This is a genomic window from Pantoea sp. ANP04 (assembly GCF_041982285.1).
Taxonomy (GTDB): Bacteria; Pseudomonadota; Gammaproteobacteria; order Enterobacterales; family Enterobacteriaceae; genus Pantoea; species Pantoea eucalypti.
The window spans coordinates 277,491-296,627 of the sequence record NZ_JAUTYS010000001.1 but is presented as its reverse complement, the minus strand read 5'-3'; the positions used below and the strand labels follow the sequence as shown (position 1 = coordinate 296,627).

12 protein-coding genes are annotated in these 19,137 nt (G+C 57.7%); all 12 read right to left on the bottom strand.

Annotation, left to right across the window (positions count from 1 at the left end):
- Positions 1–61 precede the first annotated feature (61 nt).
- On the bottom strand, positions 62–1,522 hold the full coding sequence (locus Q7C21_RS01300) for a mannitol dehydrogenase family protein (RefSeq protein ID WP_375150278.1): 1,461 nt from the start codon (positions 1,520–1,522) through the stop codon (positions 62–64).
- Positions 1,523–1,589: 67 nt separating this feature from the next.
- The gene (locus Q7C21_RS01295; protein ID WP_004571263.1) at positions 1,590–2,873 is read right to left on the bottom strand and encodes an MFS transporter; all 1,284 of its coding nucleotides are present in this window, start codon (positions 2,871–2,873) and stop codon (positions 1,590–1,592) included.
- A gap of 80 nt (positions 2,874–2,953) precedes the next feature.
- Positions 2,954–3,964, bottom strand: a complete 1,011-nt coding sequence (locus Q7C21_RS01290) for a Zn-dependent oxidoreductase (protein ID WP_110411245.1) — start codon at positions 3,962–3,964, stop codon at positions 2,954–2,956.
- A 10-nt stretch (positions 3,965–3,974) separates the two neighbouring features.
- Positions 3,975–5,189 carry a D-mannonate dehydratase ManD gene (manD, locus tag Q7C21_RS01285; RefSeq protein ID WP_182629542.1) on the bottom strand — a complete coding sequence of 405 codons (1,215 nt, stop codon included), beginning with the start codon at positions 5,187–5,189 and terminating at the stop codon, positions 3,975–3,977.
- Between the two features lie 206 nt (positions 5,190–5,395).
- Positions 5,396–6,295 (bottom strand): lipid kinase YegS, encoded by a 900-nt coding sequence (gene yegS, locus Q7C21_RS01280; protein WP_375150277.1) that lies wholly within the window; start codon positions 6,293–6,295, stop codon positions 5,396–5,398.
- Positions 6,296–6,517: 222 nt separating this feature from the next.
- A complete protein-coding gene (gene yegQ, locus Q7C21_RS01275) occupies positions 6,518–7,900 on the bottom strand; it encodes a tRNA 5-hydroxyuridine modification protein YegQ (protein WP_375150328.1) in 1,383 nt (460 codons plus the stop codon).
- A 120-nt stretch (positions 7,901–8,020) separates the two neighbouring features.
- The gene (baeR, locus tag Q7C21_RS01270) at positions 8,021–8,728 is read right to left on the bottom strand and encodes a two-component system response regulator BaeR (RefSeq protein ID WP_004571268.1); all 708 of its coding nucleotides are present in this window, start codon (positions 8,726–8,728) and stop codon (positions 8,021–8,023) included.
- Positions 8,729–8,734: 6 nt separating this feature from the next.
- Positions 8,735–10,123 carry a two-component system sensor histidine kinase BaeS gene (gene baeS / locus Q7C21_RS01265; protein ID WP_004571269.1) on the bottom strand — a complete coding sequence of 463 codons (1,389 nt, stop codon included), beginning with the start codon at positions 10,121–10,123 and terminating at the stop codon, positions 8,735–8,737.
- Entirely contained in the window at positions 10,120–11,526 is a 1,407-nt protein-coding gene (locus Q7C21_RS01260) for an MFS transporter (protein ID WP_140916245.1), read from the bottom strand. Before Q7C21_RS01260 ends, baeS begins: the two co-directional genes overlap by 4 nt.
- Before the next feature lie 54 nt (positions 11,527–11,580).
- A complete protein-coding gene (mdtC, locus tag Q7C21_RS01255) occupies positions 11,581–14,652 on the bottom strand; it encodes a multidrug efflux RND transporter permease subunit MdtC (protein WP_004571271.1) in 3,072 nt (1,023 codons plus the stop codon).
- Positions 14,649–17,771, bottom strand: coding sequence for an MdtB/MuxB family multidrug efflux RND transporter permease subunit (locus Q7C21_RS01250; protein ID WP_078804578.1), 3,123 nt, complete (start codon positions 17,769–17,771; stop codon positions 14,649–14,651). Before Q7C21_RS01250 ends, mdtC begins: the two co-directional genes overlap by 4 nt.
- Complete coding sequence (locus Q7C21_RS01245; RefSeq protein ID WP_182629541.1) at positions 17,771–19,009, bottom strand: MdtA/MuxA family multidrug efflux RND transporter periplasmic adaptor subunit; 1,239 nt, start codon at positions 19,007–19,009, stop codon at positions 17,771–17,773. Before Q7C21_RS01245 ends, Q7C21_RS01250 begins: the two co-directional genes overlap by 1 nt.
- Positions 19,010–19,137: the final 128 nt, after the last annotated feature.

The following is a 19,137-nucleotide window of genomic DNA, read 5'->3' as shown; positions in this document are numbered from 1 at the left end:
AAAAGCCAGCGCGATGGGAAAGTGCCAGTCTAATCAGCGCGCTGCGTCTGCGCCAGCCCTTTTAGCTGCGGTTGAGAGACTGATGCACCGTCGCGCGCGCGCCCTGAGCGGCCAGTTTGTTATACCAGGCGGTCAGTCGGCCGACCACATCGGCATTCTGCGCCAGATCGTCGCCAAACACTTCGTGCATGGAGAGTAACGCCCGTACACGCGCTTCACCCTCTTCGCTGCTGGCGACGCATTCTGCCAGTTGCGCTTTCATCGGATCACGAATCTCAATCGGCTGACCCTTCTCATCAATGCCGCCGACATAGCGCATCCAGCCCGCCACGCCCAGCAGCAGCAGGTCGCAGTCGCTGCCGCGCTGCAGGTGCCAGCGCAGGCTATCAAGCATACGTTGTGGCAGCTTCTGGGTGCCGTCAGTGGCAATCTGTCCGGTGCGATGTTTAATCGCACGGTTTTCATAACGGGCAATCAGCGAATCGGCGTATGCATTGAGATCCACGCCCTGGGCGCGCAGCGTCGGGGCTTGCTCATCCACCATCAGTGAACGGGCGGCGGCGCGGAAATGAGGATCGGCCATGCAGTCGCTGATGTACTCATAACCGGCCAGGAAGCCAAGATAGGCCAGGAAAGAGTGGCTGCCATTCAACATCCGCAGTTTCATCTCTTCATAGGGCAGGACATCGCTGACCAGCTCTGCGCCTGCTTTTTCCCACGCCGGACGACCATTAACGAAGTTATCTTCGATCACCCACTGGAAGAAGGGTTCCGCTTCAACCGCAACCGGATCGCTGCAACCCAGGCGCGCGTTCAGCGCGGCAAATGCCGCATCGGTCATGGCCGGAACAATGCGATCCACCATGGTGGAGGGGAAGGTGATGTGCTGCTGAATGTAGTCTGCCAGCGCCGGATCCTGATACTGTGCCAGCTGCACAATCACATTACGGATGACGTGACCATTTTCCGGCATGTTATCGCAGGACATTACGCTGAACGCAGGCAGATCCTGCTTCCTCCGGCGGCGAATCGCGGCCAGAATCAGACCCGGCAGCGAGCGAGGCGAGTCTGGATTCTGCAGATCGTGCACGATGTCAGGATGATCGGGGTTTAAATTTCCACTGGCGGGCTGATGGCAATAGCCTTTCTCGGTGACGGTCATAGAGACAATGGCCACCTCTGGCTGACTCATTGCGTTGATCACCGCCTCAATCCCATCACTTTTGCCGTGCAGCGCCTGAGTAATCACGCCAATGACCCGGGTTTGCAGTGAGTCATCGGCCATCTCTGTCAGGGTATAGAGCAGATTTTGCTCACGCAGAGCCTGAATCAGATCGCCGCTGTTGAGGTTAACTTCGCAGTAGCCCCAGTCACTGCCTTGTTCAGCCAGCTTATCGCTGCAGAGTGCCTGATGCGCGCGGTGAAACGCACCAAAACCAATATGTACCATGCGAGTCTTTAAATTGCTGCGGTCGTAAGTGGGGCGCTGGACCTCAGCGGGCAGGCGATCAATCTGTAACATAGTCCGTCCTTATGGCAAACGGGGCGCATGGCGCCCCGAAATCATCGTTCTGTTAGCGGAACAACACTCAGACCGAAACCGGTTTATCCTGGGATTTCGGACTGCGAATCACGAACAGCACCAGGAAAGCCCCCAGCGCGGCGACACAACCCGCCAGTACAAAGGCGCTATCGAATTTACCGGTGTGCTGGACAATAAAGCCGGTGACGATCGGCCCGATGATGCCGGAGAGGCTACCCACCAGATGGATAAAGCCGCTGATGCTGCCGATACGACTCTTGTGTACCACATCCTGAATAATCGCCCAGTAGATCGCGCCGGTGATATAGAGAAAGAAAATCGACACCGACATCATCATAACGGCGGGAACCACTTCTTTTATCGTACCCGCCAGTGCCACACAAATTGCGGCTGCCAGCAGTGAGACCACCAGCACAATTTTACGGGACAACAACAGTTTGCCGGTGATATTGAAGATCTTATCGGAGATCCAGCCACCCAGCGCCAGACCAACGAATCCGACTATCCACGGAATCATGGTGGTGATGCTCATGGATTTGATATCCAGGCCGTGCGCCTGCACCAGATAGGCCGGGAACCAGCTCAGGAAGAAGAACAGGATGTAGTTGTAGCAGAAGAAGGCAAACGCCGTGACCAGGATAATCGGCTGGCGCAGGTAGTAGCCAAACGGATGCGGCGTTTCAGCCAGGTCAACCTCATCATTCGGATTGGTGGCTTTCAGGCGATCAATCAGCAGACGCTCTTTTTCGGTGACAATTTTGCTTTTTGCCGGGTTATCAGCGGCAAAGAAGAGCCAGAACGCCATCCAGACCAGACCGATACAGCAGACGATCACAAACGCCGGACGCCAGCCATAGGCCAGAGCAAGATAGCCAATGATCGGACCGGCGACGGCACCACCCAAAGGTGAGCCGGCACTCAGTAAGCCCATCGCTGTTGCGGCCTGTTTTTTCGGGAACCAGCCGTTAATGGCTTTGTTGGCTGAGGAGCAGATTGGGCCTTCCGCCATGCCGAATAGCACACGCAGAATCAGCAGCGACCAGAAGCCGGTCGCCAGTGCGGTCATGCCGCAGAAAATGGACCAGGCACCCACCGCCACGGCCAGCACGATTTTCGGGCCAAAGCGGTCAGTGGCGAGGCCGCCGACAAAGTTAAACAGGGCATAGCCGAAAAAGAAGCTGCCGAAAATCATGCCGAACTGCTCAGCATTGATCGCCAGATCTTTCTCCACCAGCGGCACCGTCAGTGAGAGGGCAACACGATCGAGGTAGTTGATCATGTAAACCAGGAAGAGCAGCAAAACGAGGGTCCAGCGCAGATTCTTGAACATACAAACTCCGTGATCTGTTTTCTTTTTTAATCAGGCCGGCGGGTACGCACCGGCGAAGGAGACCTGGTGTTCAGCGGGAGTTAACCCATTTGCAGGATCACTTTGCAGCAGGTGCGCGGATCTTTTTCGAACAGGCTCATCGCGCGTTCAATCTCCTGCAGCGGGAAGTAGTGCGTCACGAGTTTCTCTGGCTGGATCAAGCCTTGTTCCATCCACGCGATCACCTGTGGAAAGCGGTTGCTGTTGAGACGCGAGGTAAACAGCGACAGCTCTTTGCTGGTCAGGCTCTGCTGAGTAATGCTGCACGGTTCGCCGGAGAATCCCAGCAGACCGATACGCGCGGCCGGTGAGGCGAGCGCGGCGGCTTCTGCCAGAATAGCGGGATGGCAGGCGGCGTCGATAATCAGCGTGGGCTGGACGCCCTCAAGCTGTGCTGCCAGTGGGATTTCGCTGTTATCGAACAGCTGATCGGCACCACTCTCTTCAGCCAGCGCCAGGCGTTCCGGCAGACGATCCACTACCATCACTTTTTTCACTTTATAGACGTTTTTCAGCACCTGAATCGCGGTAAGCCCCATTGGTCCGGCGCCATAAATCAGGGCGACATCGTCTGGCTGCGGCTTAAGAAACGCCGTGATGTTGGCTGCGATAGTAAAGGGCTCAACCAGGCTGGCAAGCTTGTCGGGGATGGCGTCCGGCAACTCCCAGGCATTTTTTGCCGGGGCCAGCGCATAGTCGCTGAAGCCGCCGTCGCGATGCACGCCAATCACCTGCAGTGTGGTACAGACATTGGGGCGGCCTACTGAGCAGGGATAGCAGCTGCCGCAGCTCACCACCGGATCGACCGCCACGCGCTGACCCAGTCGGGCCGCATCGACTCCCGCACCTACCGCATCGATCACACCAAAAAATTCGTGACCAATAACCCGAGGATATTTCGCGAACGGGTTATGGCCGTGCCAGATATGCACATCCGAACCGCAGATACTGGCATAGGCCACTTTGACCCGGACTTCACCTGCCGCCGGTTGTGGCAGTGGACGTTCAGCTATCACCAGTTCGCCTGGCTGTTCAATAACAACACTTTTCATGAGTTTCTCCTTACCAGTTCCACAGGGTGCCATCTTCAAGACGGGCGACCGGCAGATAGGCAGGTTCATAGGGATATTTCGCAGCCAGTTTCTCGTTGAACTCTATGCCAAGGCCCGGTTTGTCGCCGGGATGCATATAGCCCTGATCAAAGGTCCAGTTTGCGTCAAATAGCTCCATCATCTGTTCAGAGAAGCCCATGTACTCCTGCACGCCGAAGTTCGGCACCCAGAGGTCAAAGTGCAGTGCCGCCGCCATGCAAATCGGGGAGAGATCTGAAGGACCGTGGGAGCCGGTGCGCACCTGATAGAGCGAGGCAAAATCAGCGATACGTCGCATACCGCTAATGCCGCCCGCATGTGTGATGGTGGTGCGGATGTAGTCGATCAGCTGCTCTTCAATCAGCTGCTTACAATCCCAGATGCTGTTAAACACTTCGCCCACCGCAATCGGCGTGACGGTGTGCTGGCGGATCAGACGGAAGCATTCCTGGTTTTCGGCGGGTGTCGGATCTTCCATCCAGAACAGGCGATAATCTTCCACGCTCTTGCCAAAACGCGCGGCTTCAATCGGTGTCAGGCGATGGTGCATGTCATGCAGCAGATGCTCATCGAAACCAAATTTGTCGCGGATAGCCGCAAAGAGTTTCGGCGTGAAATCGAGGTATTTCTCGGTTGACCAGAACTGCTCTTCCGGCCAGTGACCTTTGGTTGCCGGCTCGTAAGCCTGGCCTTTGCCTTTCGCCATCCCATAGGTGGTTTTCATGCCCGGCACGCCGCACTGGGCGCGAATCGCTTTGAAGCCCCGCTCTTTGTGTTTCGCGTAGTCATCCATCACTTCATCAATGGAATGGCCAGTGGTGTGGCAATAGACCATAACGCCAGTGCGTGAGGCACCACCCAGCAACTGGTAAAGCGGCATATTGGCGGCTTTACCTTTGATATCCCACAGTGCCATATCGACCGCAGAGATAGCGGACATGGTCACCGGACCGCGACGCCAGTAAGCGCCTTTGTAGAAATATTGCCAGATATCTTCGATCTGATGGGCATCGCGGCCAATCAGCTGCGGACAGATGTGATCTTTCAGGTAGGAGGCGACCGGTAATTCACGGCCATTCAGCGTGGCGTCGCCAATGCCGGTCAGTCCCTGATCGGTGGTGATTTTTAGAGTGACAAAGTTTCTGCCTGCGCAGGTTACAAATACTTCCGCCTTAACAATTTTCATTCTGGTGCCTTTCAGTCAGCGTTCAATGATGAAAAAGTACGCACTTTAATACTACCATACAAGTTGGTCTGACAGAGTTGTGAACCCAGTCACAGAGTGTTTTCAGGGGTACCCAGGCGCGGCAAACAGGGGAATGAAAGAGGCGTTTTTTACAAACAGAGATTCAGACCGGCATTAAAAGGGGGCTTTCGCCCCCTGAATCAGGCTCAGGAAAGGAGTTCACACTGTGGTGGCAGGCGACAGCTTAATGCGCCCGCCATCACCTCAATCACGAATTCCCGTCCCGAAAGCGGCTCGCCATCAAGGTTAAAGGTCATTTCATGCGGAGAACGGATGGTCAGTGACTCCAGCTGTGCGGTGACGATGCCCGGATTGTCGTCGTCGCCCGTCAGCGAGTGCAACAGGGTCGGCAGCAGCTCCTGTGCGGTGACAATGCTGACGTCCAGCCGGCCATCGTTAATCAGGGCCGAAGGGCAGAGTCGCTGACCACCGCCCGCCTGACGTCCATTACCAATGCCAATGACCAGCGCATCACCCTGCCAGTTGAAATCGGGACCGCTGATCTCGCAGGTGTCAGGTTTCAGCGTATCCATGCGCATCAGGCCGTGAATAAAATAGGAAACACCGCCCAGTGCCGACTTTAGCTTTTCCGGGGTTTCCGTGGTGATACGGGTGCCAAATCCACCCGTCGCCATGTTAATGAAGTAGTGATCCTGGTTCACTTGGGCCAGGTCGATGGTGCTGGCTTTGCCCTGGATCGCCAGGCGCAATGCCGGTTCCATCTCTTCCGGGATGCCCACGCTGGTGGCAAAATCGTTGGCCGTTCCCAGCGGCAGGATGCCCAGCACCGGGCGATGATCGGCATTCGATGCCGCCAGCGCCGTCGCGATTTCGTTGATGGTGCCATCGCCACCACCTGCTACCACCGTCTCCGCCTGCAGCGCAATCGCCTCTTTGACGTACCTGTCGCCATCACCTTTTTCAAAAGTGACACGCACCGCAATATCGAAGCCTTCTTCACGAAGGGCAGTAATGGCTTCGCGCAGATCATCATTGCCCGCGCCTTTCCCATTCAGAATGAGTAGCGTTAGCGGTTTATTATCCATTTTGCGTTCCTTGGAGATCTACAGAGTAAGAAGGGGAATTTATAACATAGCTGCCAGCAGTAAATAATTGGCGAAAGAGAGAAAAAAGAAAACCCGCACGGGGGAGCCGGGCGGGTAAATGAGGTGGTTCCAGGTAAATCTGCCGTTTGTTGTTACTCATTAGCAGCAGGCAGGACTATAAAGCAGCGCTGAACAGGGGTCTGTGATCCTGTTCTGATTTCCTCAAAATGTTTCCGTTGGTAAACGATTATGTGGATCCCGGGTATCTTCACCGTGATCGAAGTTGCGCAGCAGCAGTGCAAAACGCAGATCGACTTCCTGCGGCACCCGCAACCAGATGCGATGGCCATCGCCCGGCGCAACCTCTGTGGGTTCGCCGCGCGCGTTCTGCAGCGCATCAAGCTGACAATTGAGGTTTCCTTCAGGCGTCATGATCTCCACGCTGTCGTGCAGCATAAACTTGTTCTTCACCGCCACTTCAGCCCACTCATTCCGACGCTCGCCGGTAAATTCGCCGACAAATTGCTGGCGATCGGACACGGAAAAACCCTGCTGATAATTCTGATAACTGTCATGCGTGTGGCGGCGCAGGAAGCCTTCGGTATAGCCGCGATGGGCCAGACCTTCCAGCGTTAACAGCAGTGACGGATCAAACGGCTTCCCGGCAGCGGCATCATCAATCGCCCGGCGATATACCTGGGCGGTGCGGGCGCAGTAGTAGTAAGACTTGGTACGCCCCTCGATTTTCAGCGAATGAACGCCCATCTCGCTGAGCCGTTCAACATGCGCGACCGCGCGCAGATCCCGCGAGTTCATGATATAGGTGCCATGCTCATCTTCGAACGCGCTCATCACGTCGCCAGGTTTCATCTTCTCTTCCAGCAGAAACACCTTGTCGGTAGGCTGACCGATGCCCAGCACCGGCGTGACATCCTGCACTGCGACAGGCGTGTGAATACCGACGATATTCCCCACCTCATCCTGCTGGCCTTCCTGCACTTTATATTCCCAGCGGCAGGCATTGGTGCAGGTGCCCTGATTCGGGTCGCGCTTGTTCATATAGCCTGACAGCAGGCAGCGACCGGAATAGGCCATACAGAGCGCGCCATGAACGAAGACTTCCAGCTCCATCTCCGGCACCTGCTGGCGGATCTCGCCAATCTCCTCCAGCGATAACTCGCGTGACAGGATTACCCGGCTCAGCCCCATCTGCTGCCAGAATTTTACCGTGGCCCAGTTGACCGCATTGGCCTGCACCGACAGGTGAATCGGCATCGTCGGAAAAGCCTCGCGCACCAGCATGATAAGACCGGGATCGGACATGATCAGCGCGTCAGGCTGCATCTCCACCACCGGCGTAAGGTCGCGAATAAAGGTTTTCAGCTTGGCGTTATGCGGTGCAATGTTCACCACCACATAGAATTTTTTGCCCAGCGCGTGCGCTTCATTGATGCCCAGCGCAAGATTTTCGTGGGTAAATTCGTTGTTGCGCACCCGCAGGCTATAGCGCGGCTGGCCGGCATAGACGGCATCGGCCCCATAAGCAAAGGCGTAACGCATGTTTTTTAGCGTGCCAGCAGGGGAAAGCAGTTCGGGTTTCATGATCTTCTCACTGATGTCAGGTCAGTATGTCGCTTCAGGCGACAGGTGCAGGACCATTAAGCCCTGCAAAGGGTGCGGAATTGTAGGCAGTGAGAAAAGGGAAGTAAATTGATCGGGATCAAACTAGATCAAATGACAGGCATCGGCTTCCCAGCGATAGCCCATCCCGTAAACAGCGCGGATAAAAGGTTGCTCACTGTCGAGGTTCTCCAGCTTCCGCCGCAGATTCTTGATATGGCTGTCGATGGTGCGATCCGTGACCACGCGGTAGTCATCATAAAGATGGTTGAGCAGCTGTTCACGTGAAAAGACCTTGCCCGGTTCCAGCGACAACGTTTTCAGCAGGCGGAATTCCGCCGGAGTTAGATCCAGTGGCTTTTCGCGCCAGCTGGCGAAGAAGCGGCTTTCGTCGACCCGCAGCAACGAGGCGCTTTGCGGCTCTTCCGCTGAACGCCTGACCCGGCGCAGAATCGTTTTGACCCGTGCGACCACTTCACGCGGACTGAAGGGTTTGCAGATGTAGTCATCCGCGCCCAGCTCTAATCCCAGCAGCCGATCGATCTCCTCGGTACGCGCGGTGACCATAATAATCGGCAGCTCGGAATGACGACGGATTTCACGGCAAAGCGTTAAGCCATCGGTGCCGGGCAGCATTAAATCCAGCAGCATCAGGTCGGGTGGCGTCTGACGCACATACTCCAGCACCGCGTTGCCGTCGGCGATGTGATGGGTACGGTAGTTTGAGGCGTGCAGATAATCGATCATCAGCTGCGCCAGTTTCGGCTCATCTTCGACCACCAGAATCAGCGGGTCGTGGTTTTCCTGGCTCATAAGCGTTTACACAAGGGGAACATAGCGCAAGTGTAGCGCGATTTTCAGTCCACCTAAATCAGAGTGCGACGCATGAATATCGCCACCATGTGCATCAGCGATATTTTTACAGATGGCCAGTCCCAGACCCGAGCCGCCGCTGGCGCGGTTGCGCGAGCCTTCGGTGCGGAAGAAACGCTCAAAAATCTGCACCTGATGTTCTTTATCCACGCCAGGTGCGCTGTCATCAAAATCGATGCACCAGTGGGGCGCTTCATACTTCAGTGTCACTTCAACGCGGCCACCGCTGTCGGTGTAGCGCAGGCTGTTCTCAAGAAGGTTGGTGAATAACTGCATCAGCCGGTCGGGATCGCCAAAGAACGGGGCGTTTTCGGGCAGATTCAGTTTCAGCGTCAGGCCGTGTGCGCGATAGCGTTCGGCAAAGCTGCCCGCCGTCACCTCCAGCAACTGAACCAGATCGGTGGCCTGTTTGCGGTAGGCAAGGGCACCCTCATCCGACAGCGACAGCTGGTGCAGATCGTCCACCAGTTTGGTCAGCACCACCACCTCGCTCTGCAGCGAGGCGATCGCTTCCGGCGTCAGTTTGCGCACCCCATCCTGCATCGCTTCCAGTTCACCGCGCAGGATCGCCAGCGGCGTGCGCAGCTCATGGGAGATGTCGGCCATAAAAGCGCGCCGCATGCTCTCGTTTTTCTCCAGCGAGCTGGCAAGCAGGTTAAAGTCACCGGCCAGCTGGCCCAGCTCATCCCGGCTGCTGACCTCCACGCGGGTAGCAAAATTACCGGCCGCCAGATGATGGGTGCCGTCGACCAGTCGCTTGACCGGCGCCAGCAGACCGCGCGCCATCAGCCACGTCGCCAGTGCCGCCAGCAGCGTTGAAAGCCCCACGATAATCCAGCTGGTGCGCCGCTGCTGTTGATCAAAGTTAATATCGGTGCTGCGCGTCAGCCGCTCCGGCGGCGAGCCGATCACCCAGCCGACCACTTTATTGTTGCTGGTGGTGATGTTGCGTCGTGTGCCTTCGGGTGGCACCGGCGATTTTGGTCCGGCCAGCACTTTATACTGCTGGTCGAGGATCCAGAACTGGGTCCGCCAGCCGTGCGGCGGTAGCTGGCTGTTGCTGTCGGGATTCTGCTCCAGCGAGCGCAGCATGGTAAAGACCAGCCGATCGTTATGGCGCAAGAAATCCCAGTTGCCGTGCTGCTCATACTGATCGGCGAGGGCATCGCTGAGCAGGTTTAACCGCTGCTCGTTGCCGCGTTTAATGTAGTCGACAAAGCCGTGCTCGAAACTCATCCGAACGCCCCAGTGCATGGTGATCAGGACCAGCATGCAGGTAGCGAAAATCGCCATAAACAGTTTGGCACCGATGCCCAGTCGCAGGTTAACTCTCATTTTTCTCTCCGGCGTCGCAAATCAACGTTGGCATTCGTCTGTGGCGGAACGCGCCAGAACACCAGCGCGGGCAGAAGAATAATCAGCGACATGCAAAGGTAGGTATAAATAAACATTGAGTGATTCGCGGTGCTGTTCGCCATGTTTTCATGAGCAAATGCGCCCAGCAACAGCCCGGCGACGGTGACGCCAACACTCATCGACAGCTGCATAATCATCGACAACAGGCTGTTGCCGCTGGATGCCAGCTCATCGGGCAGCTCCTTCAGCGTCAGGGTATTCATTGAAGAGAAGCGAATGGCATTGACCATGCCCTGCAGAAACAGCACCAGCGGCAGTAGCCAGACCCAACCCATGAGCGCCACCAGGGGGAACAGCAGGACCACCAGCGCCAGCGCCACCGTCGACATCACCAGCACGTTGCGGTAGCCGTAAAGATTGACGATGCGCACCACTATGCGCTTCATCCCCATATTCCCCAGCACCATTGAAATCATCATCAGACCGGCGTGAAACGGGCTGTAGCCCATGCCAATCTGCAGAAAAATAGGGGTCATAAAGGGCAGCATGCCGCTGCCGATGCGGCCGGTAAAACTGCCCAGCAGACCAATGGCATAAACGCGGTTATCAAACAGTTTCAGGCTGAACAGCGCATTATCATTGCCGCGTGCATGTATCAGGTAGAAGAGCAGAGAGAACAGGCCAACGAGAATCATGGCACCCAGTAACAGCGGTGAGCCACCACTGCTGCGCTGGCCATCCAGCGCCAGTGTCAGGGTAGCCATGCCAGCGGCCAGCAGGATAAACCCGGCGAAATCAAAGCGCCGCGTCTGCATGCTGTAGTTGGGCATCAGCATCAGAGTGGCGATAGCGCCGGCGATGCCGACCGGAATATTGATGAGAAAGATCCAGTGCCAGCTGGCGTACTCTACTAACACACCGCCCAGTGCCGGACCCAGCAGGGGGCCAATCTGGCCGGGCAGGGTGACAAAGGTCATGGCGGACATATATTGCTCGCGCGGCACGATTTTCATCACCGTCAGACGACCCACGGGGACCATCATGGCGCCGCCAATCCCCTGAACCACGCGCGACAGCACCAGCTGATCCAGCGTGCCGGACATGGCGCACAGCAGCGAGCCGATACTGAACAGCAGAATCGCGCAGAAGAAAACGTTACGCACGCCAAAACGATCCGCCAGCCAGCCACTGACCGGCAGCATCACCGCCACCGTCAGCACGTAATAGACGATCACCGAGTGCATGTGCAGCGGACTGACTCCCAGATCGTGCGCCATCGATGGGATCGCGGTATTGACGATGGTGGTATCCAGCGTCTGCATAAAGAAGCCGATGGCAACGATCCACAGTTGCCAGCGGACGTTTGTGCTTTGCGTAGTCATCGATCCCCCCGATAAAAGCATCACGCGCCGTGCCTGCCGACACACTCATTACGGCTATTGCGCGGCGGCGGTCAGCGGACGCTTTTTGCGCCGCAATTTATCCATCATCAGATAGACCACCGGCGTGGTGTAGAGTGTCAGCAGCTGGCTCATCACCAGCCCGCCTGCAATGGTAATTCCCAGCGGTTGACGTAGTTCGGCACCGTCGCCGCTGCTCAGCACCAGTGGCAGCGCGCCAAACAATGCCGCCAGTGTGGTCATCATAATTGGCCGGAAGCGCAGCAGGCATGCCTGGAAAATCGCCTCTCGCGCACTCAGCTGGCCGTTACGCTCGGCCTCCAGCGCAAAATCGACCATCATGATGGCGTTCTTTTTCACGATGCCAATCAGCAGCAGAATACCGATCAGCGCAATCAGGCTAAAGGGCGTATCGAACAGTTCCAGCGCCAGCAACGCCCCGACACCCGCCGAGGGCAGGGTAGAGAGAATCGTCAGCGGATGCACATAGCTTTCGTAGAGGATGCCCAGCACGATATAGACCGCCGCAATGGCTGCCAGCATCAGCCAGAGCTGGCTGCTTTGCGACTGCTGAAACACCTGCGCCGTACCGGCAAAACTGCCGCGCACGCTGGAGGGCACACCAATCGCGGTCATGGTCCGTTCAATTGCTTCCGATGCCTGTGACAGCGACACACCCTCTGGCAGGTTAAAAGAGATCGTCGAGGCGGCTGACAGCCCTTCATGGTTCACCGACAGCGGCGCATTCGCCGGCTGCCAGTGGGCGAACCACGACAGCGGGATGGCTTTACCGTCGCTATTTATCACAAACATCTGTGAAAGGGCGCTGATATCCTGGGTGTAGCGCGGATCGACCTCCATCACCACTTTGTACTGATTAAGCGGCTGATAGATAGTGGAAATCTGACGCTGACCAAAAGCGTTATTCAGCAGGGCATTGGCCTGAGAGACATCAATGCCAAGCCGGGCCATGCTTTCACGATCGTAGGTCAGCGCCATTTCGCTGCCTTTATCCTGCTGATCGGAGTTCACGTCCGCCAGCTGCGGCAGCGCGGAGAACGCCTCGCGGATTTTCGGCTCCCACGTCCGCAGTGCGCCGAGATCGTCCGACAGCAATGAATATTGATAAGCAGCATTCGATTCCCGCCCCCCTGCGCGCAGATCCTGCACCGCATTCAGATAGAGATTGGCCCCCGGCTCTTTCGCCAGCTTAGTGCGCAGCCGGGCGATTATTTCAAGGGCACTCTCTTTACGCTCCGACAGCGGCTTCAGCGAGATAAACATCGAGCCGCTGTTGGTCCGCATCCCACCGGTAAAGCCCACCACGCTGTCCACCGCCGGATCGGCCCCGACAATCTCCATAAAATCCTGCAGCTTGCTGCGCATCGCCTGAAAGGAAATGCTCTGGTCGGCAGAGATAAAGCCGGAGAGTCGCCCGGTATCCTGTTCCGGCATAAAGGTTTTCGGGATATGAACGAATAGCCAGCCTGTCAGGGCGATGGTGGCGAAAAACAGCAGCAGCACCCAGCGTGCATGGTTCAGCACCACGTTAAGCGACCGACCGTAGCCTTGCTGAATCGCCATCAGTAGCCGGCCCACCCCGCGCTGACGTGGCTGGCTGCGCGGCGCGTGCGGCTTCAGCAGATAAGCGCACATCACCGGCGTCAGCGTGACCGAGATAAACAGCGAGATAAGAATCGACACCGACAGCGTAATGGAAAACTCAGAGAAGAAGCGGCCAATCAGCCCGCCAATCATCAGCAGCGGCAGGAACACCGCAATCAGCGACAGGCTCATCGACAGCACGGTAAAGCCGACTTCCCGCACCCCTTTTAGCGCGGCAGCCAGCGGCTTCATGCCGGCTTCCACGTGACGGGCAATGTTCTCCAGCACCACAATCGCATCGTCCACCACAAAACCGGTAGCAATGGTCAGCGCCATCAGTGACAGATTATTCAGGCTGAAGCCGCACAGGTACATCGCGGCAAACGTGCCGATTAGCGAAACCGGCACGGCAACGGCCGGGATCAGCGTGGCGCGGCCCGAGCGCAGGAAAACAAACACCACCAGAATCACCAGCGCCACGGCGATAATCAGCGACTGCTCCACTTCATGCAGCGAGGCGCGAATAGTGGGCGAGCGATCCTGCGCAATCTCGAGATCGATGGCAGCAGGGATCACCTCATGCAGCAGCGGCATTTCAGCGCGAATCCGATCGACCGTATCAATGACGTTCGCTTCAGGCGTTTTGCGGATCAGCAGCAGAACCGCAGGTTTACCCCGTGACATTCCGGCGTTGCGCACGTCCTGAACCGAATCCTCTACCGTCGCCACATCCGACAGCCTGACCGCCGCGCCGTTGTTGTAATGCACCACCAGCGGCTGATACTCCCGGGCAGTCTGCAGCGCGTCATTGGTTCGCAGTTGCCAGCGCTGCTGACCGTCATCCAGTGCGCCCTGCGGTCGTCGCTGATTGGCATTGGAGATAGCGGTGCGCACCGCATCCAGCGATACGCCCTGGTTAAACAGTGCCTGGGGATTCAGCGCCACGCGCACCGCAGGCAGCGAACTGCCGCCCACGGTGACATCGCCCACGCCTTCAATCTGTGACAGCTTCTGCGCCAGCTGGGTAGAGGCGTAGTCATAAAGCTGACCCGGATTGTAGGTATCTGAGGTCAGCGTCATGATCATGATCGGCGCATCAGAAGGGTTAACTTTCCGGTAGGTGGGACGCGACGGCATGCCGGTGGGCAGCAGGCTTTGCGCGGCGTTAATGGCGGCCTGCACGTCGCGCGCCGCGCCGTTAATGTCGCGATCAAAATCAAACACCAGAATGATGCGGGTGCTACCCAGCGAACTGGTGGAGGTCATTTCACTGACCCCCGCGATGCGTCCCAGCGAGCGTTCCAGCGGTGTAGCCACCGACGATGCCATGATTTCCGGTGAGGCGCCCGGCAGCGAGGCCGAGATGACGATGACCGGAAAATCGACCTGCGGCAGCGGTGCCACCGGCAGCAGACGGAAGCCCAGCATCCCGGCCAGGGCGATGGCCAGTGTCAGCAGGGTCGTGGCGACGGGCCGATGGATGAAGAGGGCAAAAAACTTCACTCTGCGGCCTCCGTACGGCCAAAGCGTCGGCGGGTAGCATGCGCCAGGCGGTCAAACAGCAGATAGATCACCGGTGTGGTGAACAGCGTCAGTACCTGACTCAGAATCAGGCCACCGACCATGGCGATTCCCAGCGGATGACGCAATTCGGCACCGACGCCGGTGCTGAGCATCAGCGGCAGCGCACCGAGAAGGGCTGCCAGTGTGGTCATCAGAATCGGACGGAAGCGCAACAGACAGGCCTGATAGATGGCATCTACCGGCTTCATGCCCTGTTCACGTTCGGCTGCCAGCGCAAAGTCGATCATCATGATGGCGTTCTTTTTCACGATGCCGATCAACAGGATGATGCCGATAATTGCCACGATATCCAGCTCATTGCCGCTGAGCATCAGCGCCAGCAGCGCGCCGACACCGGCAGTGGGCAGTGTTGAGAGAATCGTAATCGGGTGAATAAAGCTTTCATAGAGCACGCCCAGCACGATGTACATCGCCACGATGGCTGCCACAATCAGCCAGACGGTGCTGCTCAGCGCCGCCTCAAACGCCAGCGTACTGCCCTGGAACTGGGTCATCAGCTCCGCGGGCATGCCCAGCTGCGCTTCCGCCTGCGACACCGCCTTCACCGCATCTTCCAGCGAATAGCCATCAGCCACGTTGAAGGAGAAGGTCGCCGACGGGAACTGGTCCAGATGGTTAATGCTGAGCGGCGTGTGACGCTGTTCAATACGGGCGATGGCGCTCAGCGGAACGCTGCCGCCATCACTGCTGTTAAGGCGAATTGCCTCCAGGCTCTCCAGCCCCGGTGTGGCGTTATTATCCTGCTCCAGCACCACACGATACTGATTTGCCTGGGTATAGATGGTGGAGATGAGTCGCTGCCCAAACGCGTTGTACAGCGCGTTATCGACATCGGCCATGCTGATACCGAGGCGGCTGGCGCTGTCGCGGTCAACGTTGACATAAGCTTCCAGCCCCTGATCCTGCCAGTCACTGCTGACGTCACGCAGCTGTGGCAGGGTACTGAGCCGGGTCAGCAGAGCCGGCACCCAGGTGCTGAGCGACGACAGGGAGCCAGACTGCAGCGTGAACTGGTACGGCGTGCGGCTCGCCTGGGTATCGATGGTGAGATCCTGCACCGCCTGCAGCCAGAGCTGCACGCCCGGCAGCTGACTGACCTGTTGTTGCAGGCGTTGCTGAATAGCCGGAATGCGGTCGTCGCGTTGATCCAGAGGTTTAAGGTTAATCTGCAGTCGCGCGCTGTTCAGCGAGGCATTGGTGCCATCGACGCCGACAAACGAGGTCATGCTCTCAACCGCCGGATCTTTCATGATGATGGAGGCAACGTCGCGGGTGCGCTCTGCCATGCTGGCGTAGGAGACCGACTGCGGTGCCTGCAGCGTACCCTGAATAATGCTGTTGTCCTGCTGCGGGAAAAAGCCTTTCGGGATCACCATCCACAGCAGCAGCGTCAGCACAAGGGTGCCAAGCGCGACCGACAATGTCAGCCAGGGGTGATTCAGCACCCGTTTCAGGCCACGGCCATAGGCGGCCACGATACGATCAAACATCGCCTCGCTGGCCCGTGAAAAGCGGTTCTGTTTACGCAGCGACTCTGCGCTCAGCATCCGGGCGCACATCATCGGCGTCAGGGTGAGTGACACTACTGCGGAAATCAGAATCGCTACGGCCAGTGTTACGGCAAATTCGCGGAACAGACGGCCAATTACGTCGCCCATAAACAGCAGTGGAATCAGTACCGCAATCAGCGAGAAGGTCAGGGAGATAATGGTAAAGCCGATCTCACCGGCACCTTTCAGCGCGGCGGTAAGCGGCTTTTCCCCTTTTTCGATATAGCGCGAGATGTTCTCAATCACCACAATGGCATCATCGACCACAAAACCCGTGGCAATGGTCAGCGCCATCAGCGTCAGGTTATTAATGGAAAAACCGAGGAAGTACATCGCCGCAAAGGTGCCGATCAGCGACAGCGGCACCGCCACCGCCGGAATCAGCGTGGCGGGCACGTTACGCAGGAACAGATAGATAATCATCACCACCAGCGCCATCGCCAGTATCAGCTCAAACTGCGTGTCGTTTACCGACGCGCGAATATTGGTGGTGCGGTCGGTGAGCAGTTTCACCTCTACCGATTTGGGCAGCGTTTCCGTCAGGGCGGGCAACATGGCACGGATATTATCTGCAGTGGCGATAATATTAGCGCCAGGCTGACGCTGGACATTAAGCACAATCGCCGCATCGCGATTGGCCCAGGCGCCAAGCCAGCTGTTTTCTGCTCCCTGTTCAATGGTCGCCACGTCACCAAGACGCACCGGCGCGCCATTTTTGTAGCTGATAATCAGCTGGCGATAATCTTCCGCGGATTTCATCTGGTCATTGGCTGACAGGGTAATAGAACGCGTCGGACCATCCAGGCTGCCTTTGGCGGAGTTAACGTTGGCATTGCTGATGGCGGTTCGCACCGTTTCACTGGTCAGACCCAGCGCCGCCAGCGCCTGCGCATTCATTTTTACCCGCACTGCCGGGCGCTGACCGCCTGACAGTGTGACCAGGCCGACACCGCTGACCTGCGAAATTTTCTGCGCGACCCGTGTTTCCACCATGTCCTGCACCTGCGTCAGCGGCATGCTGCGCGTCGTGACGGCCAGCGTCATGATGGGCGGATCGGCAGGGTTTACTTTGCTGTAGACCGGTGGATTGGGCAGGTCGTTGGGCAACAGATTAGTGGCGGAGTTAATGGCCGCCTGCACCTCCTGCTCGGCCACATCCAGCGGCAGCGTCAGCTGAAACTGCAGTGTTACCACCGAGGCACCGCCGGAGCTTTGCGATGCCATCTGTTTCAGCCCCGACATCTGACCAAACTGACGCTCTAGTGGGGCGGTAATGGAGGAGGTGACCACATCCGGGCTGGCACCAGGATAAAGCGTAACCACCTGGATGGTCGGATAATCGACTTCCGGCAGTGCCGAGACCGGCAGGAACCGGTAGCCCAGCACTCCGGCCAGCAAAATCGCAATCATCAACAGCGTGGTGGCGACCGGACGCAGAATAAACTGGCGTGACGGCCCGCCACTGTGATCGGGAGGCATGACCTGCATTACTCACGCTCTCCTTTTGACGGCAGGGCGGCGCGGGTGGCGCGCGGTGCGTTGCTCTGCGGCGCGACCACCTCGACTTTCGCGCCTTCGGTCAGACGATCCAGACCATCGGTCACGACCCGTTCACCGGCTTCCAGACCGGCGCTGACCACCACTTTCTGGCTATCCTGCAGGCCGGCAATCACGCTTTTCTTGCTCACCTTGTTGTCACTGTTGACCACCCAGACAAAGTGGCCTTCGTTGCCCATCTGTAATGCGGCAGGCGGAATCACAACGGCATTCTGCAAGGTGTTGACCTTGAGCCGAACATTGACGAACTGATTAGGGAAGAGGGCGTCGTCCTGATTATCAAACCGCGCTTTGATTTTTATGGTGCCGGTCGTCACATCAATCTGGTTATCGAGGCTCAGCAGTTTGCCGCTGGCGATTAAATTCTCATTACTGCGATCCCAGGCCTCCACCAGCAGCGGCTGGCCGCTTTTCTGTGCCTTGAGAATGGAACTGATGCTGTTCTCCGCCAGGGTAAAGACCACATCAATCGGGTGCGTCTGGGTGATCACGACGATACCGGTGGTGTCGCCACTGGTGACGTAGTTGCCAACATCCACCTGTTTCAGGCCGACACGGCCGGCAATCGGTGCAGTGATTTTGCTGTAGGTCAGATTGAGCTGCGCACTGGCGACGCCGCCCTCATCCGCTTTCAGGGTGCCCAACGTTTCATTCACCAGTGAGCGCTGGGTATCCAGCTCCTGCTGCGATACCAGCGACGTTTTTGCCAGCTTCTCGAAGCGCGCCAGGTCGCGACGGGCATTGGCCAGCGTCGCCTGATCTTTCGCCAGCTGGCCCTGAGCCTGGGTTAACGCCACCTGGTAAGGACGTGGGTCGACTTCTGCCAGCAGATCGCCCGCGTTGACCTGCTGGCCTTCGGTAAAGTGGATCGCCAGCAGATCGCCATTGACCCGGCTGCGCACCGTGGCCGTGTTAGCCGCCGTGACGGTACCCAATCCGCTAAGGTATTGCGGCACGCTCTGGCTGGTAGCCGTCGCTGCCTGAACAGGGGCGAGTGGCCGACGAGCGCCGTCACCGCTGCCCTTACCACCTCGAGGCCCGGGCGAGTCCGTCTGGCTGCTGCTCTGTGGCTGGGCAGTGCGCTGCCAGGCATAGTAGCCGCCAGCGGCCACAGCAATCAGGGCCAGTGCGATCAGTGTTTTCTTCATAACAGGGTGTCGGGTGCTCATGATTGTTGATGCTCTCCAGCAGTGACGTAGTCCCAGGCGCAGGCATCAAATGGGTAGCCTGCAAACGACAGAGTGTAGTCGCCTCTGACAGGCAAAATTTGAAGGAAATAAGGATATCTGTCAGGGCC